The 1,259-nt window shown below is 39.5% G+C and carries 1 protein-coding gene; it reads left to right on the forward strand.

Annotation, left to right across the window (positions count from 1 at the left end):
- The first annotated feature begins 287 nt into the window (after positions 1-287).
- Positions 288-1,205 (forward strand): recombination-associated protein RdgC, encoded by a 918-nt coding sequence (gene rdgC, locus H5072_RS19820; RefSeq protein WP_002962662.1) that lies wholly within the window; start codon positions 288-290, stop codon positions 1,203-1,205.
- Positions 1,206-1,259 lie beyond the last annotated feature (54 nt).

Here is a 1,259-nt window from a genome sequence, read left to right on the forward strand (position 1 = left end):
CGATTAACTCTTTGTTGCCTACATGGATGTAGGTAAGGGGCGTGAGCAGGACGCGGAAGCTTTGCTCGGTTTTTACTTATTCTTACATGGATGTAAGCCAGTAGAATAACGCAGGAGCAGTTACCGAGCCCACTAGGTTACAAACCTAGCGCCGCGATTTAATCTTCCTTGGATTGAACAAATTTCAATCCATAAAGTTCAACACGCCCTAGTAACAAATCAGTCATTTCGAGATGCTGTTTTTATTGCTATGATTGGACAAATTTTTCAAATGGATCAATTCCCCTATGTGGTTTAGTAACCTTATTTGTTACCGCTTTAAGCAAGACGTTTCATACACCCAAGAAGATTTTGATAAAGCATTAGAGCAAGATTTATTTCGCCCATGTACTGGTCAAGAGCTTGCAACATTTGGTTGGACGAAAGCGTTTGGAAAGCATGGCGAAACACTATCGCATTTTTCTCAAAAAAGTATTTTAGTTTGCGCAAAACGTGAAGAAAAAGTACTCCCAGCTTCTGTTATCAACGAACTAGTTGCTGAGAAAATTGATCAGATAGAAGCCGAAGAAAACCGCCCTGTTAAAAAGAAAGAAAAAGACGAATTAAAAGAAAACATTCTTCATACTCTTCTACCCCAGGCATTTAAAAAGTCGAGCTTACAATTTGCCTTTATTGACCAAGAAAATGGCTGGGTGGTTGTAAATAGTGGCAGCTTTAATAAAGCTGAAGAGCTACTGGCACTACTTCGTAAATCGTTAGGAACGCTCCCAGTTGTACCTGCGTTTGCTAACTACGACCTAGATGTATTCTTAACTGATTGGTTAACTAACTTTAGTACACCAGAAGGCTTTGCTATTGGCTCTGACGCTGAGCTTGAAGAAGCTGACGACAGCGGTGCACAAGTAAAACTAAAAGGCCATGATCTGGCATGTGATGAGGTTAAATCGCACTTAGAAAGTGGTAAACGCGTAACTAAACTGGCACTTGATTGGCAAGAACGCCTCAAGTTTATGCTGCAAAACGATGGCTCTATCAAGCGTTTAAGCTACTCTGAAACTCTAAAAGAAGAGAACGCAGATATTCCTAAAGAAGATATGGCTTTAAAACTTGATGCTGACTTTATTTTAGCTTCTGAGGAAATAAAGCAATTACTTGAAGAACTAACTGCTGGCTTAGGTGACGTTGAAGATTTAGAAAAAGCGTAAATACCACAACCTACATAAATATTTAAGCGCTTTGAAGCATTAAATAGACCCACA

This window comes from Pseudoalteromonas sp. SR45-5 (assembly GCF_014163565.1).
GTDB classification, from domain to species: Bacteria; Pseudomonadota; Gammaproteobacteria; order Enterobacterales; family Alteromonadaceae; genus Pseudoalteromonas; species Pseudoalteromonas distincta.

Bases quoted from the DNA above. Each gene is read 5' to 3' on its own strand.
- rdgC (WP_002962662.1), top strand. From the start codon at position 288: ATGTGGTTTAGTAACCTTATTTGTTACCGCTTTAAGCAAGACGTTTCA.